Annotated in this window: 14 protein-coding genes; 6 read left to right on the top strand and 8 right to left on the bottom strand. The window is 63.0% G+C overall.

All coding sequences use genetic code 11. The features are described 5' to 3' along the window. Together IC609_RS03595 and IC609_RS03600 are read right to left on the bottom strand one after the other, a co-directional pair. The gene (locus IC609_RS03595; protein ID WP_191818072.1) at positions 1-2,334 is read right to left on the bottom strand and encodes a bifunctional salicylyl-CoA 5-hydroxylase/oxidoreductase; all 2,334 of its coding nucleotides are present in this window, start codon (positions 2,332-2,334) and stop codon (positions 1-3) included. Between the two features lie 106 nt (positions 2,335-2,440). Beyond that, positions 2,441-2,899: an SET domain-containing protein gene (locus IC609_RS03600; RefSeq protein WP_225223972.1), complete on the bottom strand. Its 459-nt coding sequence runs from the start codon at positions 2,897-2,899 to the stop codon at positions 2,441-2,443. Between the two features lie 140 nt (positions 2,900-3,039). On the opposite strand from IC609_RS03600, the gene IC609_RS03605 reads away from it, so the two are divergent. After that, positions 3,040-4,518, top strand: a complete 1,479-nt coding sequence (locus IC609_RS03605) for an amidase (RefSeq protein WP_191818073.1) — start codon at positions 3,040-3,042, stop codon at positions 4,516-4,518. 66 nt (positions 4,519-4,584) lie between these two features. On the opposite strand, the gene IC609_RS03610 is transcribed toward IC609_RS03605, so the two are convergent. Beyond that, positions 4,585-4,917, bottom strand: a complete 333-nt coding sequence (locus IC609_RS03610) for a YciI family protein (RefSeq protein WP_191818074.1) — start codon at positions 4,915-4,917, stop codon at positions 4,585-4,587. A 40-nt stretch (positions 4,918-4,957) separates the two neighbouring features. Further along, complete coding sequence (gene glmS, locus IC609_RS03615) at positions 4,958-6,820, bottom strand: glutamine--fructose-6-phosphate transaminase (isomerizing) (protein WP_191818075.1); 1,863 nt, start codon at positions 6,818-6,820, stop codon at positions 4,958-4,960. 138 nt (positions 6,821-6,958) lie between these two features. Between glmS and IC609_RS03620 the strand changes: the two genes are divergently transcribed. From IC609_RS03620 to IC609_RS03630, 3 genes are all read left to right on the top strand, one after another. Continuing rightward, on the top strand, positions 6,959-7,444 hold the full coding sequence (locus tag IC609_RS03620; protein WP_191818076.1) for an Lrp/AsnC family transcriptional regulator: 486 nt from the start codon (positions 6,959-6,961) through the stop codon (positions 7,442-7,444). Positions 7,445-7,511: 67 nt separating this feature from the next. Then, a complete protein-coding gene (gene purT / locus IC609_RS03625) occupies positions 7,512-8,648 on the top strand; it encodes a formate-dependent phosphoribosylglycinamide formyltransferase (RefSeq protein WP_191818077.1) in 1,137 nt (378 codons plus the stop codon). Between the two features lie 23 nt (positions 8,649-8,671). Further along, positions 8,672-9,484 (top strand): SDR family oxidoreductase, encoded by an 813-nt coding sequence (locus tag IC609_RS03630; protein WP_191818078.1) that lies wholly within the window; start codon positions 8,672-8,674, stop codon positions 9,482-9,484. Between the two features lie 12 nt (positions 9,485-9,496). Here the strand turns inward: IC609_RS03630 and glmU are convergent, their stop codons facing one another. Next, positions 9,497-10,906, bottom strand: coding sequence for a bifunctional UDP-N-acetylglucosamine diphosphorylase/glucosamine-1-phosphate N-acetyltransferase GlmU (gene glmU, locus IC609_RS03635; RefSeq protein ID WP_225223973.1), 1,410 nt, complete (start codon positions 10,904-10,906; stop codon positions 9,497-9,499). Between the two features lie 168 nt (positions 10,907-11,074). On the opposite strand from glmU, the gene IC609_RS03640 reads away from it, so the two are divergent. Both IC609_RS03640 and IC609_RS03645 read left to right on the top strand, forming a co-directional pair. Next, a complete protein-coding gene (locus IC609_RS03640) occupies positions 11,075-11,560 on the top strand; it encodes a hypothetical protein (RefSeq protein WP_191818079.1) in 486 nt (161 codons plus the stop codon). After that, positions 11,560-12,408: a DUF6279 family lipoprotein gene (locus tag IC609_RS03645; protein WP_225223974.1), complete on the top strand. Its 849-nt coding sequence runs from the start codon at positions 11,560-11,562 to the stop codon at positions 12,406-12,408. Before IC609_RS03640 ends, IC609_RS03645 begins: the two co-directional genes overlap by 1 nt. Positions 12,409-12,469: 61 nt before the next feature. Here IC609_RS03645 and IC609_RS03650 read toward each other — a convergent pair whose 3' ends face one another. The 3 genes from IC609_RS03650 to IC609_RS03660 form a co-directional block, all read right to left on the bottom strand. After that, a complete protein-coding gene (locus IC609_RS03650; RefSeq protein WP_191818081.1) occupies positions 12,470-13,465 on the bottom strand; it encodes an MBL fold metallo-hydrolase in 996 nt (331 codons plus the stop codon). A gap of 80 nt (positions 13,466-13,545) precedes the next feature. Continuing rightward, positions 13,546-14,166: a TetR/AcrR family transcriptional regulator gene (locus tag IC609_RS03655; protein WP_191818082.1), complete on the bottom strand. Its 621-nt coding sequence runs from the start codon at positions 14,164-14,166 to the stop codon at positions 13,546-13,548. A 9-nt stretch (positions 14,167-14,175) separates the two neighbouring features. Next, entirely contained in the window at positions 14,176-14,760 is a 585-nt protein-coding gene (locus IC609_RS03660) for a 5-formyltetrahydrofolate cyclo-ligase (RefSeq protein ID WP_191818083.1), read from the bottom strand. Between the last annotated feature and the right edge of the window lies 1 nt (position 14,761).

Here is a 14,761-nt window from a genome sequence, read left to right on the forward strand (position 1 = left end):
TCAGTCCCCCTTGCTCGCAGCCTGCTGGGCACGCTCGCGGGCAAAACCCGCTTCGAGCTGGGGCTTGCCCGACACGTAGGCGCGCGGCCAGGCGATGTCCTTGAAGCCGATGCGTGCGGCTTCGGTCAGCGTCCAGGCCGGATTGGCCAGGTGCGGGCGGGCCACGGCACACAGGTCGGCGCGGCCAGCGGCCAGGATGCTGTTGACGTGGTCGGCCTCAGAGATGGCACCGACTGCGATGGTGGCTATGCCCGCTTCCTGGCGGATGCGGTCGGCAAACGGTGTCTGATACATGCGGCCGTAGGTGGGCTTTTGCTGGGCACTGACCTGACCCGAAGAGCAGTCGATCATGTCGGCGCCTGCGGCCTTGAAGGCGCGGGCAATCTCAACCGCGTCGGTCGGCGTGATGCCGCCTTCGACCCAGTCGTGCGCCGAGATGCGCACCGACATCGGCAAATCCTTGGGCCAGGCCGCACGCACGGCGGCAAAGACTTCCAGCGGGTAACGCAAACGGTTTTCGAGCGAGCCGCCGTACGCGTCGGTTCGTTGGTTGGTGAGCGGGCTGATGAAGCTCGACAACAAATAGCCGTGGGCGCAGTGCAGTTCCAGCCAGTCAAAGCCGGCTTGGGCAGCGCGCTGCGTGCTGGCCACGAAGTCGGCTGTGACGCGATCCATGTCGGCACGCGTCATGGCACGGGGCACATCGCCGTGGGGCAGATACGGGATGGCTGACGCAGCGATCAGGGGCCAGTTGCCTTCTGCGTCGTCTGCGGGCACAGGCTGGTCCATGCCCGCGCCTTGCCAGGGGCGGCAGGTCGAGCCTTTGGGCCCGGCGTGGCCGATCTGCAGGCCGATCTTGGCGTCTGACTTGGCATGTACCCACTCCACCACTCTTGCAAAGTCGGTGGTCTGCTGGTCATTCCACAGGCCTGGACAGCCGTGTGTGATCCGGCCGTCGGCGCTGGGCGCGGTCATCTCGACCATCACCAGCCCTGCGCCGCCCATGGCGCGTGCGCCCAGGTGCACGAGGTGGTCGTCACCCACGCAGCCATCCACCGCCATGTATTGCGCCATGGGCGAAACCACCACACGGTTCTTGAGCGTGACCGAGCGCTGGGTATAGGGCGTGAACATCGGTGGACGCACACCAGGTGTGGCCGTGCGGCCTGCAAACCAGGCCTCATAGCCTTCCAGCCAGGCCTTGTCGCGCAGGCGCAAATTCTCGTGGCTGATGCGCTGGCTGCGGGTGAGCATGGAGTACATGAACTGCTCAGGTTCGAGCTGGTCGCAGTAGCGCTCGCCACAGACCTCGAACCATTCCATCGCATTCCAAGCCGCGTTTTGCAGGCGGATCACATCGATCTCGCGCACGGCTTGGTAATGTTTCAGCACCTCAGGAATGCGGTCTGCCGTGTCGCCCAAGGCCTTGAACTGGCGAACCAGCTCTATCGCGTCTTCGAGCGCGAGCTTGGTGCCCGAACCGATCGCAAAGTGTGCGGTGTGCACCGCGTCGCCCATCAGCACCACATGGCTGTTGCCGTTGAAGTGCGACCAGTTGGCGCACTTCACGCGCTGGAAGTTGAGCCAAGCCGAGCCGCGCAGGTGGCGGGCGTTGGTCATCAGCTTCTCGCCTTGCAGGTTCTTGGCAAAGAGCTTTTCGCAGAAAGCGATGGACGTGTCTTGATCGGCCTTGTCCAGACCGTGTGCCAGCCAGACGTGCTCGGGGCACTCGACGATAAAGGTCGAGGTGAGGTGGTCGAATTTATAGACATGCGCCTGAAACCAGCCGTGCTCGGTCTTTTCAAACAAAAACGTGAAAGCGTCGTATTGGCGGTTGGTGCCCAGCCAGATGTAGCGGTTGGGGCGCGTGACGATGTCGGGCTGGAAGACCTCGGGCAAGCGGCTGCGCACACGCGAGTTGATGCCATCGCTGGCAATGATCAGGTCGGCGTCTGGGAAGTCGAGGTCTGACTGCACATCCTGCTCGAACAGCAGCTTGACACCCAGTTGCTCGCAACGTGCCTGCAGGATGTTGAGCAGTTTCTTGCGGCCAATGCCCACAAAACCGTGGCCACCCGAGCGGATCACGCGGTCCTTGAAATGCAGCTCGATGTCGTCCCAGTGGTTGAAGGCCTGCTGCACCTCGTTGGCGGTCTCGATGTCCCACTGGCGCATGTTCTCCAGCGTCTGGTCCGAAAACACCACGCCCCAGCCAAAGGTGTCGTAGGGCTTGTTGCGCTCGACCACCGTGATGTCGTGGTGGGGGCCGAGTTTTTTCATCAGCAACGCGAAGTACAACCCCGAGGGGCCACCGCCAATGCACACGATTTTCATGTTCGCTCCTGCCAGCGCGGGTCTGGCTTATTTCATTTGAGTCTCAATATTTGAGGTTTGAAGTAATTTTGTGCGGGTTTGAACTTCCAGGAATCGGGGCTAACCCCTATGGTGATGCCAACATCGTGCCACGGCACTTGCGCGCACCACAGCGGCAGGCGTAGCGCGCCCTGAGCGCTTCGCTCATAGGCTCGTCGCTCACCAGCCCATAGTCAAAGGTCAGTTCCTCGCCGCGAAACACGGGCCTGCGCGTCTTGATGAAGATGCGGCCATCGACCTCTTCGGGTTCACAGTTGGGTCGACATGAATGGTTGATCCACTTGGAATCGTTGCCGTCCCGTACCGCATCGATCACCCGTTCATCGTCGAGCTGAAAGTAAAACGTGTGGTTCGGATCCTGGGGATCGTGCGGGTGGCGGGCAATGGCCTCGGCCATGCTGATGAGCTCGCCCACATACTCGATCACTGTCTCGCCTGCGGCCATGTGCCGCGCGGCGAACACGCCTTTGCCGTGCACTTCAGAAAAATGCACATGGATCGGACTCGTGGTGGACGGAGGGCTCAAAACAGACTCAGGCACAGGGCCATGAAAACGGGCGAAGCCTGACTATAAAGACTTTGCACAGCATCACGACAGCGACAAGCGCACGCGTTGGAGTCTGCTTTAATTTATCCAGATTGCAGCAAACACAAAGGCAAACAGCGATGTCACTCATCATGGGTTGGGATGAATGGGCCAGTCACGATGCCGTGGGTCTGGCCGAGCGGATCAGGCAGGGCGATGTGACGCCTGCTGAACTGGCGCAACAAGCAGCCGCAGGCATTGCCAAAGTCAACCCGACGCTCAGTGCCGTGGTCGAAGTGTTTGAAGACCTGCTGACCGAGCCCACACGCGATGGCATGAACCCGGACGGGCCTTTTGCAGGTGTGCCCTACCTGATGAAAGACCTGGGCCCCACGCTCAAGGGCCGCTTGCAGGAAATGGGTTCTCTTTTGATGCGCGGCAACCGGGCCAGCGCCGACAGCTACCTGGCCGCCCGCATCAAACAGGCCGGGCTGAACGTGATCGGCCGCACCACCACCCCCGAGTTTGGTGTGTGCAGCTCGGCCGAAAACCCGGCGGTGTACGTGACCCGCAACCCCTGGGATTTGGCGTACACCACCTGCGGCTCGTCGGCAGGCACGGCGGCGGCCCTGGCGGCGGGTGTGTTGCCGCTGTCGCACGCCACCGATGGCGGTGGCTCGATCCGCATTCCGGCGGGCTTCAACGGGAACATCGGCCTCAAACCCTCACGGGGCGTGTTCTCGATCGCACCCGCCGCGTCCGACATCACCGGCTTTGTGTCGACCCAAGGCTGCCAAAGCCGCACCGTGCGCGACACCGCGGCCTTTGTGGACCATTGCCGTGGCGGCGCACCGGGCGAGTTCATGCCTTACTGGTCTGCGCCCGAGCCCTACAGCACGCTCATCCAGCGCGACCCGGGGCGGCTGCGCATCGCCTTGTCGCATGAGTGGGGCCACTACCGCGCCGTGCCGCACTTTGTCGCCGAACTCGAAAAAGCTGGCCGCTTTCTGCAAAGCCTCGGCCACCACGTCGAATGGGCACTGCCCCAGGTGGACATGGAAGCCGCCTTTGCCGCGCAGACCACCTGCTACATCAGCAACTTTGCACAGACCATCACCAACCTGCTCAAGCCACTGGAGCTGGAGCGCCCGCCGGCTGACTTGGTGGAGCCGATCAACATCAAGATCTGGGAAGAAGGCCTGAAAACCAGCTACGCCGAACGCGCCCGCATGCAGGCCGTGTTCAACACCACCTCACGCGGCTTTGGCGAGTTCTTTGAGCAGTGGGACATCATCCTCACACCCATCACCGCCCTGCCCACGCCCAAGCTGGGCACCACAGAATACCTGACGATCAGCGACAACCCCTCGGTGTACGACTGGTTCGAGAACCTCTGGCAAAACTTCGCCTACACCCCGCTGTCCAACCTGTGCGGCATCCCCGGCATCTCACTGCCCATGGCCACCCAAGAGAACGGCCTGCCCCTGGGCATCCATGCCCAGGCACGCCAAGCCAACGATGGTCTGCTGCTGCAGCTGGCGGCGCAGATCGAGCGGGCGCTGGGGGGGAAGTGGAACGGTGGGCGGCGGCCGGGGGTGCATGTAGCGCAAGGCACATGAGCAAAGGTCAGCGGCCATTGGCCTGTAGGAACTGAAGAGCCAGACCAATCTGTGGCGATTCAGAACTTAGCCCAGCAAGGGCCGCAGTTCCACCTTGCGATTGCAGGCTCTGGATGCCTCGAAGGCCAGCTGGGTGGCCAGCTCGGAGTTTTCAGCTTCGATGAGCCAAAAGCCACTGTAATTCTCTTGGGCAGCAAACAAGGGTTTGCCCGTCGAAAGATGGGCGTCCTGTCGGTTGTCAATGACATTACCGTGGGCAGGCGCTGCGAGCCCGCCTGCAAAAATCCATTGCCCACGGCTTCTCAAGCCATCGTTGAAGCGATCAATCGCTTGCATTTCCTCGAAGGTGCCCGACCCTGTCAAGTCGTCAATGACAAAAATCATGAAGCGTTTTTTCATGGATGCGTCTTCCATATCTGCGTGAGCCGTGCGCACAGAATTATTCGACAGTAACGCTCTTGGCCAGGTTCCTCGGCTTGTCCACATCCGTCCCCCTTGCGCATGCCGTGTGGTAGCTGAGCAGTTGCAGTGGCACCACGTGCAAGATGGGGGAGAGCACACCGTAGTGCTCGGGCATGCGGATGACGTTGATGCCTTCGCTGCTTTCGATCTTCGTGTCGCCATCGGCCAGCACATAGAGCACACCACCACGGGCGCGCACTTCCTGCATATTGCTCTTGAGCTTTTCGAGCAGCTGGTCGTTGGGGGCCACCGTCACCACCGGCATGGCGCTGGTCACCAAGGCCAGCGGGCCGTGTTTGAGTTCACCGGCGGCATAGGCCTCGGCGTGGATGTAGGTGATCTCCTTGAGCTTGAGCGCGCCTTCCAGCGCAATGGGGTAGTGCGTGCCACGACCCAGGAAAAGCGCGTTTTCTTTGCTGGCGAATTCCTGCGCCCAGGCCATCACCTGCGGCTCCAGCGCCAGCACGGCCTGCAGCGCGGCGGGCAGGTGGCGCATGGCTTTGATGTGCGCGGCTTCTTCGGCATCACTCAGTCGGCCTTTGGTCTGCGCCAGGGCCAGCGTGAGCAGGAACAAACCCGCCAACTGCGTGGTGAAGGCCTTGGTCGAGGCCACACCAATCTCAGCCCCGGCGCGGGTCACGTAGGCGTGCTTGCATTCGCGCACCATGGCGCTGGTGGACACGTTGCAGATGGTGAGCGTGTGCGTCATGCCCAGGCTTTGTGCGTGGCGCAGCGCGGCCAGGGTGTCGGCAGTTTCGCCACTTTGGGTGATGGTGACGATCAGCGTGCTCGGGTTGGGTACCGATTCGCGGTAACGGTATTCGCTGGCGATCTCGACCTGGCAGGGCACTTTGGCGATCGCCTCGATCCAGTACTTGGCCACGCAGCCGCTGTAGTAGCTGGTGCCGCAAGCCAAGATCAAGACGTTGTCGATCGCCTTGAAGGTGCTGTAGGCACCGTCGCCAAACAACTCGGGCGTGATGCCTTCGACGCCTTCGAGCGTGTCGGCAATCGCACGCGGTTGCTCGAAGATTTCCTTTTGCATGTAGTGGCGGTAAGGGCCCAGGTCGGCCGCGCCGCTGTGGGCGTGCACGGTCTTGACCACACGTTGCACGGCCTTGTGCTCACGGTCCACCACCCAGTATTTGCCCAGCTGGATGTCGACCACATCGCCCTCTTCCAGGTAGACGATCTGGTCGGTCACGCCCGCCAGCGCCATCGCGTCGCTGGCCAGGAAGGTCTCGCCCTGGCCAACACCCAGGATGAGCGGCGAGCCCGCACGCGCACCGATCACGCGCTGCGGCTCGTCCTTGTGGAACACCGCAATCGCATACGCACCATGCAGTTGGCGGATGGCGGTCTTGACGGCTTCAAACAAGTCGCCGTCGTACACGCTGTCCACCAGGTGGGCGATGACTTCGGTGTCGGTCTGGCTGGTGAACACATAGCCCTTGGCTTGCAGTGCGGCGCGCAGTTCTTCGTGGTTTTCGATGATGCCGTTGTGAACCAGCGCCACGCGCCCTGGCTTGGTGTCTGCCGCGCCCGTGCCGTGGCTGAAGTGCGGGTGCGCGTTGTGCACCGCAGGCGCGCCGTGCGTGGCCCAGCGGGTGTGCGCAATGCCCGTGCCGCCTGCGATGTGGTCGGCGCTGACCTGGTCCATCAGCTCGGCCACACGCGAGGTGCTGCGGGCGCGTTGCAGCCCCCCCGTGCCGCCACTCAGGCTGGCGGCGTGCACGGCCACACCGCAGGAGTCATAGCCCCGGTATTCGAGGCGTTGCAGGCCTTGTACGAGAACGGGAACGATGTTGCGGGAAGAGACTGCGCCGACGATGCCACACATGGAGGAACTCCAAAAAAGAGGGAATGGCTGCGATGGTAGGCACGACTCTAAAAAATATCAGATCAATTTAAATTGATTTATGGTTTTTTATTTCATAAAATACCGATGAAGAAATTTAATTTCATTAAAATTACATTCATGGAATCAATTGAACTCGATGCCATCGACCTGCAGCTGCTCGACAGCCTGCAGCGTGACGCCAGCCTGAGCAATGTGGCGCTGGCCGAGAAGGTCAATGTCTCGCCCCCGACCTGCCTGCGCCGCGTCAAGCGCCTGATCGAAGGCGACTGGGTCGAGCGGCAGGTGGCCGTGCTCAGCACCGACAAACTGGCCGCCACACTGGGCCACGGCCTGACCGCCCTGGTCGAGGTCTCGCTCGACAAACAGGGCAGTGAACACCTGGACGCCTTTGAAGCCCGCGCCGTGGCGCACGATGCGGTGCAGCAGTGCTGGCGCGTGTCGCCCGGGCCCGACTTCATGCTGGTGGTGCAGGCGCGCGACATGCCGCATTACCTCGCGATCAGCCAGACACTGTTCACGCAGGACGCGAATGTGCGCAATGTGAAGGCCTTCTTTTCAACCAAGCGGGCCAAGTTCACCACCACCCTGCCCCTGCCTGTGTAAGTGCAGGCATGGGCCATCGCGCACAATCGAGCCCGGTTTTCAATCTTCCATTTCCAAGGTATTTCTCATGAAAAAAATCCTGCTCCTGGGCTCCGGCGAACTCGGCAAGGAATTCGTCATCAGCGCCAAGCGCCTGGGCTGCCACGTCATCGCTTGCGACAGCTATGCGGGTGCACCCGCCATGCAGGTGGCCGACGAGTTTTGCGTGTTCAGCATGCTGGACGAGGCCCCGCTGCGCGCCGCGATTGCCAAGTACCAACCGGATTTGATCGTGCCCGAGATCGAAGCCATCCGCACCGAGGTGTTGCTCGACGTCGAGAAGCAAGGCTTTGAAGTCATCCCCAGCGCCCGCGCCGCCAACCTGACCATGAACCGCGACCGCATCCGCGATGTGGCGGTGGGCCTGGGCGTGCGCACAGCCAAGTTCAGCTACGCCGACTCGGCCGCCGAGCTGCTGGCCAAAGCCACCGAGATCGGTTTTCCGGTCGTCATCAAACCGGTCATGAGCTCATCGGGCAAAGGCCAGAGCGTGGCCAAGACCGCCGCCGATGTGCAAGCGAGCTGGGACTATGCCTGCGCAGGCATGCGGGGCGACCGCCAGAAGGTCATCGTCGAAGAGTTCATCCACTTCGAGTTTGAAATCACCCTGCTCACCGTGCGCCAGCGCAACGGCCAGACATTGTTCTGCCCGCCAATTGGCCACGTGCAAGAGCGCGGCGACTACCAGTACAGCTGGCAGCCGCAGGGCATGAAGCCCGAGCAAGTCAAAGCCGCGCAAGAGATGGCCGAAAAAGTCACGACCAACCTGGGCGGTGCAGGCCTGTTTGGTGTGGAGTTTTTCGTGACCAAAGACGAAGTGATCTTCAGCGAGTTGAGCCCCCGCCCTCACGACACGGGCATGGTGACAATGATCAGCCAGAGCCTGAGCGAGTTTGACCTGCACGCCCGCGCCGTGTTGGGCCTGCCGATCCCGAACATTGAATGCGTGGAAGGTGCCAGCGCCGTGGTGCTGGCCGACAAGGAAGGGGTCAACCCCACCTTCACGGGCGTGGAAGCGGCGCTCAGCGAGCCAGGCGTGGACGTGCGCATCTTTGGCAAGCCCACGACGCGGCCATACCGCCGCATGGCGGTGGCGCTGGCCAAAGGCCCAGGCGCACTGCAACGCGCACGCGAGGCGGCTGCCAAAATCAATGTGGTGGTCTGAGCCACCCACAACAGGAGCACCGCATGCAAGTGACCGTCATCACCGGGGCCTCTGAAGGCATTGGCGCTGAATTGGCCAGGCAATTGGCCCAAAGCCAAGGCGCCGCCGTGGCGCTGGTGCTGGCGGCCCGCCAAGCCAGCAAGCTGGATTCGGTGGCCGAAGCCTGTCGCCAGCATGGCGCGCAAGTCCTGTGCGTGCCCACCGACGTGAGCGTGCAAGCCGATTGCCAGGCCCTGATCGACCGCGCTGTGCAACAGTTCGGCCGCATCGACACCCTGATCAACAACGCGGGCATGTCGGCCCACACCATGCTGCAGGACGTGGACGCCGCGCACCTGGGCTGGTACGAAGACCTGATGCGCGTGAACCTGTGGGGCACCGTCTGGTGCACGCACGCGGCGCTGCCGCACCTGAAAGCCTCACGCGGTCGGCTGGTGGGCGTTTCTTCGCTGGCGGGCCTGGCGGGGGTGCCGGGCCGCACGGCTTACTGCGCCACCAAGTTTGCAATGAACGGTTTTCTGGAAGCGCTGCGCACCGAGCTGCTGGCCGACGGGGTGTCGGTCACCCTCGCCTACCCGGGCGTGGTGGCCACCGACATCCGCCGCCGAGGCTACAACGCCCAAGGCCAGCCTGCAGGCACCAGCGGCCTGAGCGAAGACAAGGCCATGCCTGTGGATGTGTGTGCCCGCAAGATCTTGCAGGGCGTTGAAGCACGCAAGCGCGATGTGATCATGAGCCCGCTGGGCCATGTGGGCCGCTGGCTCAAGCTGATCGCGCCGTCGCTGGTCGACCGCCTGGCTTGGGCGGCGCAGCAAAAGGCAGCACAAGCCCGTTGAGGGGTTTGCCGTTCAGGCCTTGGGTTGCTTCTGGGGCCGATTCCAGTTGGCGATGCTGACCTGTTTGCCACGGGCCACGCTCAAGGCACCGGGCTCGGTGCTCTTGGTGATGGTCGAGCCGCCGCCCACGGTGCCGCCCGCGCCAATCGTCACCGGGGCCACCAGCACGCAGTTGCTGCCGATGTGCACGTCGGCTTCAATCACGGTGCGGTGCTTGTTGGCCCCGTCGTAATTGGCCGTGATGCTGCCCGCGCCATAGTTGACCCGCTCGCCCACCGTGGCGTCGCCCAAATAAGCCAGGTGGTTGGCTTTGGCGCCTTTGGCCATCGTTGAGTTCTTCACTTCAACAAAGTTGCCGATGTGCACTTCGGCGCCCAGCTGCGCACCAGGGCGCAGGCGGGCAAAGGGGCCGATCAGTGCGCCCTCGCCCACGGTGACGCCGAGTTTTTCGCCGTCGATGTGGGTGAAGGGGTGGATCACGGCACCGGCTTCGATGACGCAGTTGGCAAGCACGCAGTTGGCGCCGACCTTGACGCCTTGGCCCAGCTGCACTCGACCTTCAAAGATGCAGTTCACGTCGATCTGCACATCCTGACCGCAAGTCAATTCGCCCCGCACATCGAAGCGTGCCGGGTCGATGATGCGCACGCCGTCGGCCATCAGGGCCTGGGCCTGGCGCTGCTGGTAGGCACGCTCCAGTTCAGCCAGCTGCGCGGGGCTGTTCACGCCCGCCACCTGGGTGGCGTCGTCGATCTTGTGGGCCACCACGGGCACGCCATCGGCCTCGGCGAACTTGACCACATCGGTCAGGTAGTACTCCTGCTGGGCATTCTGGTTGTCCAGCCGTGCCAGCCAAGGCTTGAGCAACCGAGCGGGCACCGCCATGATGCCGCTGTAGACCTCGTGGATGGCGCGCTGCGCTTCGTTGGCGTCCTTGTGCTCGACGATGGCGTGCACCTGCCCACTGGGGCTGCGCACGATGCGGCCGTAACCCGTGGGGTCGTCAAAGTCGATGGTCAGCAAGGCCAACTGTTGGCCAGCGCACACATCGAGCAAGGCCTGCAAGGTGTCGGTGCGGGTCAGCGGCACATCGCCCGACAGGATCACCACCACGCCGTCGTCCGCCAGCAGAGGCACCGCCTGCTGCACCGCGTGGCCCGTGCCCAGCTGGGGCATCTGGCGGGCAAATTGAAGGCCCTGCACCTGCGCGCGACGCAGCACCTGCTCCACCTGCTCGGCGCCATGGCCCGTGATCACGATGGTGTGGCGCGCCTGCAGGGCACGGGCGGTATCGATCACATGCTGCACCATGGGCTTGCCCGCCAGCGCGTGCAGCACCTTGGGCAAGGCGCTTTTCATGCGGGTGCCTTTGCCAGCGGCCATGACCACCACGTCAATGGGGAGGGAAGGGGTATTCGTCATATGCATTTCTCGATCAAAATCGGCACGTCCGTCACCGAACTGTTGCCAAGGATTATCACTGGCCTTGCCGGAGATATGTGGACAATGGGGCCACCCTTTGACCCGACGCCAGGCATGCTCGTGCCACGGTGCCGACGGTGGCTTTCAAAACAGAGAGACCCTGACTTCATGACCGCCCAACGATTGCTGACCTTTCTGGCCTTTGCCATTGCCCTGTCCGGGTGCGGTGGCGGCTCATCGCCCACGGCAGCCGTGCCGCAAACCTGTGGCTTTCCCATGGTGTACGCCGACGGTGGCACCAGCGGCTACGCGGTGGGCACCACGGCCGCGGTCAGCGTGCCCAAGACCATCACGCCCTGCGGCATCACACAGGTGCAGTCCGTGTCGCTGGGCTTGTGCGTCACTCCGGCCGACGTCTCCGAACTCAAGGTCCAGCTGCTGGGCAGCAGCGGCTCGCCGACCACCGTGAGCCTGGCCTCGGCCGCCCCCTCCGGCAGTTGCCTGCTCACAGGCACGCTGTACAACCTGAGTCTGCCCACCAGCGCCCTGGGCAGCATCACCAACAGCTGGCGGCTGTCGGTGGAAGACACCCGTCCTGGCTACACCAGCAGTTACTTCGTGGGCTGGTCACTCGAAGTCAAAGGCCTCCAATGATGCGGCGCTGGTGGCTGCTGATTGCCCTGCTGGTGCTGCAAGGCTGCAGCGCCATCAAGCTCGGCTACCAGCAACTGCCCACCCTGTCGTACTGGTGGCTCGACAGCTACCTCTCGTTCAGCGACAGCCAGACGGGCAGGATCAAGGAGTCGCTGGAGAACCTGCAGCGTTGGCACCGCCAGCAGGAGCTGCCGCTGTACACCCAGCTGATCCAACGCACCGCAGTGGCCAGCCTAGGCAACATCCAGGCGCAGGACGTCTGCAGCCTCTGGAGCGAGGGCCAGGCCCGGGCTGACCGATTGGTACAGGAGGCCTTGCGGCAAACCGGCCCGGTGATCGCCTCGCTCAGCCCCAGGCAACTGAACCACCTGGCGCGCCACTTCGGCATGAAAAACGAAGACTGGGACAAAGAATGGCTGCGCGGCAGCAGCGAAGAGCGGCTCAAGCGCCGCCTGGGTACCGCCACCGACCGCTACAGCGACTTTTATGGCGACCTGACCGCCAGCCAGACCGCCTTGCTGCAAAGCCAGATGGCCCAGTCGGAGTGGACACCCGAATGGGGCATGCAGCAGCGCAAGCGCCAACAACAAGACCTGCTGGCGACGCTGCAGAAAATCCAGCAACAAAGTCTGTCACAACCCCAACTGGAGGCCGAGCTGTTCGCCGTCTGGCAGCGCTGGTTCATGCCACCCCAGGCCAGCGACTTGGCCTTGGTGCAAAAACTGCGGACGCAAGCCTGCCAGAACCTGGCCGACTTCCACAACAGCACCAGCGCCGAGCAACGCCAGCGCGCCGCCCGCAGGTTGCGCAGTTACGAGCGCGACCTGCTGGAGCTGATGCGCCCTTGAAACAGCCTGGAAACAAAAAACCCGCCAAGGCGGGTTTTTTGTTGTGCAAAGCCAGAAGGCTTCAGCTTTGCAGCGCTTTCCACATCTCCATGTCGCGCTCGGCGGTCCAGATGCGGGGGTTCTTGATGCCGCTGGCTTCGTCGTAGGCACGCGTCACGTCAAACGGCAGGCAGTGTTCGTAGATGAACACGTGGCCGAAGACCGGGTCCATGCTCTTGCGGGTATGGGCCATGGCGGCTTTCAGGTCCATCTTGGCCGCCACGGCTTCCTTGCCGGCTTGGTAGAGGGTCTCGACCCAGCGCTTGGTGTAGTCCAGCGCCTTGTTGACGTTGGCATTGCCCTTCATGGCTTCACCGCGGCCAGGCACGATGAACTCGGCCTTCAGGGCGCGCAGGGCCTCCAGGGTGGCGGGCCACTCTTCGAGCTGGGCGTCGCCCGTGTAGACCCCGGCTTCGTACTCGACCAGATCGCCCGAGAACAGCACTTTTTCTTCTTCCACCCAGGCGATCGTGTCGCCACGGGTGTGGCCGGGACCCGGGTGCCAGATCTGCACCACCACGCCCCCCAGGTTGATGCTGAGCTTGCCGGGCACTTCGCCTTTTGTGGGGTTGCCGCCACCCACCACCATGGTCGGCCAGGTCAGTCCAGGGATGCTGTCGGCACCACGGAACAGGCGCGGGAAGCGCTCCATCTCGCTCTTCATGTCTTGCGCGCCGCGTTCCTTGATCAGGTCCAGGGTGCCTTCGCTGGCGATGATCTCGGTCGCACCCTCGGCGGCGTAGGCGTAAGCGCCCAGCACGCGCACCGCGTGGTAGTGGGTCAGCAGCACGTATTTGATCGGCAAATCGCTGACGGTGCGGATCTTCTTGATCAGGTCCTGCGCCATGGCAGGCGTGGCGGTGGCGTCGCTGACCATGATGTAGCGGTCACCGATGATCACGCCCGAGTTGGGGTCGCCCTCGGCGGTGTAGGCCCAGCAATGCTTGCTGAGCTGCTCGAAAGTGATCTTTTTCTCGGTCAAGTCCGCCTGGCTGGCGAAGGCTTTGGTGGTGGCCATGGGGTCTCCTGAATATGGGGGTCGATCGCGAGAATTTTACCTAAACGAAATGGATTACGGATAGGTAAATTGCAAAATACTCAACCCAAACCCTTTTCGAGCATGCCGATCACCTCTTCGGCAAAGGCGGCGTAGCTCATGGGGCCGCCCGGGCGCAGCCAGGTGAAGGTCCAGTTGATCATGCCCAGCAGCATCATGGTCTGGGCCGTCTGGTTGGTCGGGTTCAGGCGGGTCGGGTAGGCGCGCTTCAAAAAGCGCGTCATGGCCGCCACGATGTCGCGCTGGCGGTTGAGGATCAGTTCGCGCTGCGAACTGCCCAGCGCCTCGTCAGGCTCGGCACTCAGGAACTGGGTGTCGTTGAGCAAGGCCGAGTGGCGGGTGGCCGAGCTTTCATACTCGTGCAAAAAGGCCCGCACCAGCTCGTGCAGGGCAGCGCGCTCGTCCAGGTTCTGGCGCTGGGCCTTGGCCTCGGTCTGGGCGATCAGCGCCAGCAAACGTTGCGTGTGGCGGTCGAGCAGGTCAAACAGGATCGCGTCCTTGCTCTCGTAGTAGTGGTACAGCCGTGCTTTGGAGGTGCCGCAGGCGGCGGCGATTTCGTTCATGCTCGCAGCAGGGTAGCTGCGGTCGGCAAAGCACTGCGCCGCGATGTCCAGGATCGCGTCGCGCTTGATGTCGTGGGTAGCGGATTTGGGGCGTGCCATGTTGTTGACTCAGACAGGCCAGACCACGCCGTTGTCGTTCAGGATGGCGTCCAGCGGCTCGTCATGCGCCTCGGGCTCGAAATCGTCCACATAGCCCTGCGTGTAGCCCAGACCCACCGTGAACGGTTTGGGCTGCAAGGCGGCCAGGGTGCGATCGTAAAAGCCGCCACCGTAGCCGAGCCGGTAACCCCCAGCGCTGTAACCCACGCAAGGCACAAACAGCAGCGTGGGCACGATGATCTCGGTGTCCTTGGGCTTGGGGATGCCATAGGCATCTTCTTCCATAGGGCATCCCGGGTACCAGGCATGGAAGGTGAGCGTTTTGTGCTCTTTGTTGACCACGGGCAGGCCGATGCGGCGGCGCTGCGGTTCGTCCAGCAACTCGCCGTCCTCCTTCCAGCGGTGCAGGGCCGGCAGCGGGTCGAACTCGCCCTTGATCGGCCAATAGGCGCCAATGACCGCATCGGGACGGTCAAACAACCAGATGCGCATGACCCGCTGCAAGGCCTCGGCGCGCGCCAGGCGGTCCGGCAGGTTCAATCTTTCTTCGATCAAGGCCTTTCGCAAGGCTTTTTTGGCTTCTGCTTTGTCCATA

It is taken from the genome of Limnohabitans radicicola (genome assembly GCF_014837235.1).
GTDB classification, from domain to species: Bacteria; Pseudomonadota; Gammaproteobacteria; order Burkholderiales; family Burkholderiaceae_C; genus Limnohabitans_A; species Limnohabitans_A radicicola.

Bases quoted from the DNA above. Each gene is read 5' to 3' on its own strand.
- IC609_RS03645 (WP_225223974.1), top strand. From the start codon at position 11,560: ATGCGGCGCTGGTGGCTGCTGATTGCCCTGCTGGTGCTGCAAGGCTGC.
- glmU (WP_225223973.1), bottom strand. From the start codon at position 10,906: ATGACGAATACCCCTTCCCTCCCCATTGACGTGGTGGTCATGGCCGCT.
- glmS (WP_191818075.1), bottom strand. From the start codon at position 6,820: ATGTGTGGCATCGTCGGCGCAGTCTCTTCCCGCAACATCGTTCCCGTT.
- IC609_RS03640 (WP_191818079.1), top strand. From the start codon at position 11,075: ATGACCGCCCAACGATTGCTGACCTTTCTGGCCTTTGCCATTGCCCTG.
- IC609_RS03630 (WP_191818078.1), top strand. From the start codon at position 8,672: ATGCAAGTGACCGTCATCACCGGGGCCTCTGAAGGCATTGGCGCTGAA.
- IC609_RS03610 (WP_191818074.1), bottom strand. From the start codon at position 4,917: ATGAAAAAACGCTTCATGATTTTTGTCATTGACGACTTGACAGGGTCG.
- IC609_RS03660 (WP_191818083.1), bottom strand. From the start codon at position 14,760: ATGGACAAAGCAGAAGCCAAAAAAGCCTTGCGAAAGGCCTTGATCGAA.
- IC609_RS03595 (WP_191818072.1), bottom strand. From the start codon at position 2,334: ATGAAAATCGTGTGCATTGGCGGTGGCCCCTCGGGGTTGTACTTCGCG.
- purT (WP_191818077.1), top strand. From the start codon at position 7,512: ATGAAAAAAATCCTGCTCCTGGGCTCCGGCGAACTCGGCAAGGAATTC.
- IC609_RS03620 (WP_191818076.1), top strand. From the start codon at position 6,959: ATGGAATCAATTGAACTCGATGCCATCGACCTGCAGCTGCTCGACAGC.
- IC609_RS03650 (WP_191818081.1), bottom strand. From the start codon at position 13,465: ATGGCCACCACCAAAGCCTTCGCCAGCCAGGCGGACTTGACCGAGAAA.
- IC609_RS03605 (WP_191818073.1), top strand. From the start codon at position 3,040: ATGTCACTCATCATGGGTTGGGATGAATGGGCCAGTCACGATGCCGTG.
- IC609_RS03655 (WP_191818082.1), bottom strand. From the start codon at position 14,166: ATGGCACGCCCCAAATCCGCTACCCACGACATCAAGCGCGACGCGATC.